Here is a 242-nt window from a genome sequence, read left to right as displayed (position 1 = left end):
CCCACAGGGTCCCCCCTGCAGTACCATCGGCGCTGAAAGGCTTAGCTTCCGGGTTCGGAATGTAACCGGGCGTTTCCCTAACGCTATGACCACCGAAACACTATGAAATTTGAACGCTGGCTATCATCACAGCTGTTCGTTATTTCAGAACTAACACAGTGGACGCGAGCAACTGAGGACAAGCCCTCGGCCTATTAGTACCAGTCAGCTCCACCCGTTACCGGGCTTCCACATCTGGCCTA

General features: G+C 54.1%; 1 rRNA gene. It reads right to left on the bottom strand.

The window, feature by feature from the left end:
- Window positions 1–97 (bottom strand): 5S ribosomal RNA (gene rrf / locus ADK52_RS13515); the annotation flags it as partial.
- Between the last annotated feature and the right edge of the window lie 145 nt (window positions 98–242).

The organism is Streptomyces sp. WM6372, from assembly GCF_001279655.1.
Lineage (GTDB): Bacteria > Actinomycetota > Actinomycetes > Streptomycetales > Streptomycetaceae > Streptomyces.
The sequence above is the reverse complement of the archived record's forward strand: the minus strand, read 5'-3'. Positions and strand labels throughout refer to the sequence as shown.